This window comes from Winogradskyella litoriviva, from assembly GCF_013249065.1.
GTDB lineage: Bacteria > Bacteroidota > Bacteroidia > Flavobacteriales > Flavobacteriaceae > Winogradskyella > Winogradskyella litoriviva.
In genome coordinates this window covers 1-4748 of the sequence record NZ_JABRWQ010000016.1, presented here as the reverse complement: position 1 = coordinate 4748, position 4748 = coordinate 1, and the positions used below count along the sequence as shown (strand labels likewise).

4 protein-coding genes are annotated in these 4748 nt (G+C 32.4%); all 4 read right to left on the bottom strand.

The window, feature by feature from the left end; all coding sequences use genetic code 11:
• Nucleotides 1–1227: 1227 nt before the first annotated feature.
• Entirely contained in the window at nt 1228–1647 is a 420-nt protein-coding gene (locus tag HNV10_RS16960) for a hypothetical protein (RefSeq protein WP_173302631.1), read from the bottom strand.
• 381 nt (nt 1648–2028) lie between these two features.
• A complete protein-coding gene (locus HNV10_RS16955) occupies nt 2029–2613 on the bottom strand; it encodes a hypothetical protein (RefSeq protein WP_173302629.1) in 585 nt (194 codons plus the stop codon).
• A gap of 143 nt (nt 2614–2756) precedes the next feature.
• A complete protein-coding gene (locus tag HNV10_RS16950; protein ID WP_173302627.1) occupies nt 2757–3779 on the bottom strand; it encodes a hypothetical protein in 1023 nt (340 codons plus the stop codon).
• 369 nt (nt 3780–4148) lie between these two features.
• Nucleotides 4149–4469, bottom strand: coding sequence for a hypothetical protein (locus tag HNV10_RS16945; protein ID WP_173302625.1), 321 nt, complete (start codon nt 4467–4469; stop codon nt 4149–4151).
• Nucleotides 4470–4748: the final 279 nt, after the last annotated feature.

Genomic DNA, 4748 nt, shown 5'->3' with positions numbered 1-4748 from the left:
GTTTGTCAGTCCAGGGTTTTAAAATTCAGATTTCGAGTGAGAGATTAAGAGAATATTCCACTTAAAATTTTGGGTTTTGATTGCGAAATATTCGTGCTTTTGTTGCGCTGCGTTATTACAGCCAACGGTTTTGTGTATGGTTTCGTTGCGTGTTGCAACTACTAATTTAGTAAATAAAAACTGACCAACAGAACCGAGTCCGAGATTTTTCCAAAGGAAAAATCGGAAGCAATGAAATATACACGTTGTTACCTTTAGTTGCGACACGTTTGAGTGTTACGTTCAGCTAATAATTCCGATAATTTTTTTTCAGATTCTGACTTTTTTAGAAAACGCTAACTTAAAAATCAAAAAAAAAAATCGCGAAGAAAAAACCAGGCTTTTTTCCATTTAGATTACGATTCCGCAAACTGGCTAAATTCCGTTAGAGTGAGATTCCGATTTAGTGGCTCAATTCAGATAAACTGGCTCAAATTCCACGTATCTTGCTCAATTCCACGCACTGTTTGGTTCAAATTTATAGTAGAGAAGGAGAGTGGATTACGTTTCATTTAATTCCGCAGAAACTTGGCTTGCCATTTTTCGGAGTAATTAAAGGTAACGTGTGCGTGTATTACTTAGTTGCGTGGTTTAAGAAACTAAGATAGTAAATAAAACACGAACGCGAGAAAATTCCATCGGAATTTTCGTACGTAATCTCAATACAGCAATTAGTTATACACATTGTTAGCTTTAAGTGCTTTATAAATTCTATTTTTTCGTTCAGATTTTAATTCCGGTTCCTATAATTTCCGCTTTTTATTCATTTCGTAAACGCGCTCAAATTCCAATTATTTTTAATTCAGGTCTGAGTAAGTAATTCAGACGTTGTTTTGCAAGTTCAGATTTCGCAAACAAGCTAAAAAGTCAGGCGTAATTCTATTCAGAGTTTGAGTAAGAAATTCCGATGTTGTTTTTCATTCCACGTTTGAGTGATAATTCCAAAATTTTTGAAATTCCGCACACAGTTTTTCTGATTTATCTACCTTAAAATTCTAAAAAAAAATCGAAAAAATAAACCAGGCTTTTTTCAAATCATAAACTTGCTCTAGCATTAGAGCTAACGGTTTTGTATAAGATTAGTTGCGGTTTTGTGTGCGAGGAATTTCCGAAGGAAATTCAGACGTAACAAAATTGCAACGACCTTTGATTAAGCCTAAAATAGCAATTAATTTTATACGTTGTTACCTACAGTTTTTTATTCCGTTTAAAATCAGTTGTTATTCCGCTTAATATTTTAGGATTAGCTTTTAATAATTCAGCACATTCAGTTATATAAATTTCAACAAAGTCTCGTCCATTTTCCGTCATCATTTTTAATCCGCCAGTTTCATCTAGATTATGAATCCAATAAAAATTCGTTGGATAGATTTGGTGATTAAATTCAATCGGTTCCGAATGATTTATAATTCCGATTATTGGTGCGCTTGAGTCAAATTTAAAAATCAGAGATGAGAATTCAATATCAGCTTTTTGAGTTGATATATAATATTCATCTTTAATCCACTTTTTTTTGAATTTCGGAAATCCGAATTCAGATTGCAGGAAAGAGAAATTAGTCAAAATCTCTTTTTCTGATACTTTCCAAGTCGGTTTAAGAATGTCCATTTTTCAAATTGTAGGTAACGTCCACTGTGTATGGCGAAGTGAGGCGCGCCTCACGAGGAGCCATAATTGCGCCTCATTCGCTATACACGCTGATGTGTGTAGTTTCGTGTGGAGCTCACCTAGACTCGACTAAATATATCACAAAATTTTGGGAGGTGCAATTAACAGTGGACGATGTGGTGAAATTAGTAGAAAGGAAGCGTTTGGAAAACGCGATTCTACGTGCCGCAGGCAATTTCACCACATCGTTGTTGTGTATGGTTAGTTGCGTGGCTAAGCAACTAATTTAGCAACGAAATCACAGATAGAATATTCCGCAGGAATGTTCGTAAGTCGGCAGTGAACCAAGCAATTAATTATACACAGTGTTGTAGCCAGTATTTATTTAAATTTCGAGTTTATAATTGAGTTAATCAGTTCTTTTCCAATTGCCTCATCTTTGTAAAGTATATTAATCGTAAATCTTTTATTACCGAACAATTTTCTGAAACTCTTGGTTGTAAGTATTTCTCCATTCGGATAGTTAAAATTAATTTCAAAAGTGTCAAATTCCATTCCGCTTATCATTTGTTTTGATGATAGAGAATCTAATTCCGTATTTGACATTGCCTTTTTTAAAGATTCGTACGTTACAGTATTCAATTCCTTATTGCTCTTTGAATAATTGTTAGTTGTATCGAAAATCTTATAATTCGATTCCAGCGTATGAAATTTTCCGTTTTTGTAGGCGAATAGAGTGTTCTCAATATCATTCTTTTTCACATTTTGGTCTGATACTTTTTCAAAAGTTTCTATTCCGTTAGATTTAACCTTATCCCAATTCTTTTCCGAAACTTCTTTAAAGTTTTTCGGAATATTAATAGTCCATTTAAAATCATCATTTTCAATCGTGATTTCTTTTTCTTTTTGGCAAGAAATCAAGAGTAAAAATCCGATAATTGATATTTGGAAAGTGCGTTTTCTCATATTGGCTACAACGTGTTTGTGTATGGTTAGTTGCGTGGTTAAGCAACTAAGTTAGCAAACAAATCACAGATAGAAAATTCCAGCGGAATTTTCGTAAGTCGGCAGCGAACCAAGCAATTAATTATACACGGTGTTGTACACAGTTATTTTTTTAATATTTCTTCAAATTCGATTGAGTCTACTTTCTTTAAATTCAATTCAAGAATACCATTTGTATTTTTATCTATGGTTAATCTTTTAACATAGAACTCTTTGTTTACTTTACCAAGTACTATTAAAGAGGTGTGATTTTTTATAGGAATATTTGTGAAAATTAAATCATTAGGTTTTCTGTAATCTGATATGAACGAATTTAAATCTTTGTAAATAAGGAAGGTTGACACAAATTCTAAATTATTTTTATTTAAATCAAGTTCGTAAGAAACATTAGCGTCAGGCATTAAAATCTTATCAACGTTTATCCATCCAAATTCGTCAATTAGTACATCAGGATATTTCCACCAATTATTAACCGCTAATTCATCATTAATTTCCGAAATATCACTTTCTATTTGTAATTCTAAATTTTCATTTGTTTTCGAATAATAGTCAAGGGAATCAATAGGTATTATTTTATCTCTATAAGTTAAAACTCCTCCATAGCGTCTTGATAAAATAGTGTCAATTATAGGGAAAGTTATAAATGTGTCTTTATCTTCAATCCATTCAATTTGATTAATTGAATCTAAAACACCATTGAAAATTCTGTCTCCTTTTCTAAATTCTTTCTTGAATTTAATTTTCAGCTTTTTTTTGTCTTTTAGTTTTACTTCTTTGTCTCCAGATTTAAATTTTAAGAATATTACACCATTAGATTCTAAAAGTTCATTTTTATCAGTAATTGTATTTAGGTTACCGGAAATTAATTCTAATCGATTGTAATATTCTTTAAGTTCTAGACTTATTTTATCATTTTCGCTAACATCGAAATCTTCTCGATTGAAGTAGATTTTAGTCCCTTTCTTTCCAATAATTTCTTTGATACTTATTGTGTCTAAATCAAACACTTGTTTTTCTACAATCACAATATTTTCGAATGGATTCGTAGGCTCAAATTCGACAATATCTTTTTTGCAACTAAAAATTGAAATTGATACTAAAAGGTATGTTAGGATGCGGTTTTTCATAATTGTGTACAACGTCCACTGTGTATGGCGAAGTGAGGCGCGCCTCACGAGGAGCCATAATTGCGCCTCATTCGCTATACACGCTGATGTGTGTAGTTTCGTGTGGAGCTCACCTAGACTCGACTAAATATATCACAAAATTTTGGGAGGTGCAATTAACAGTGGACGATGTGGTGAAATTAGTAGAAAGGAAGCGTTTGGAAAACGCGATTCTACGTGCCGCAGGCAATTTCACCACATCGTATTTGTGTATGGTTAGTTGCGTGGTTAAGCAACTAAATTAGCAAACTTTTACGAACCCGAGAAAATTCCGCAGGAATTTTCGCAAGTAAGCACATAAAAAGCAATTAATTATACACGGTGTTGTAGCTAGTATTTTATTCCGTTTAGTTTTAAAAGTCGTTTAGCCTCTTTCGCTTCTATATTCTCTTGTTCATTTGACATACTGATTCTACCATTTGTAATTTGATATTCTTCTATGTTGTATGTCATCTTCTCATTTTTGAAATCGTATGATAGTGCTAATATTTTTTTTTGAGAGTCAACGAGAATTACATAGATATCTTCTTCGTTCAAGATTTTATTATCCCAATTTCCAAAGAGCAGATGTTTTTGATAGAATCCAATAGATTCGAAATTATTATTCCGCCATTTTTGGTGTATACTAGAATTACCATTGAGATTGCTCATATCAGAGGTAATAGGTTTGAGGTTTAGCTCAATTCTTATATCATTGAATTGCTCACCAAAAAAAGTAGGACGAAAGTATTTGAATATTTCAAATATTGAATATCCAATTATTAGAATTAATGATAAAGTAATGAGTTTTTTCATATTAGCTACAACGTTGTTGTGTATGGTTAGTTGCGCGGTTAAGCAACTAATTTAGTAAACTTTTACGAACCCGTGAATATTCCGCAGGAATATTCGCAAGTAGAGAAGAATACAGCAATTAATTATACACGGTGT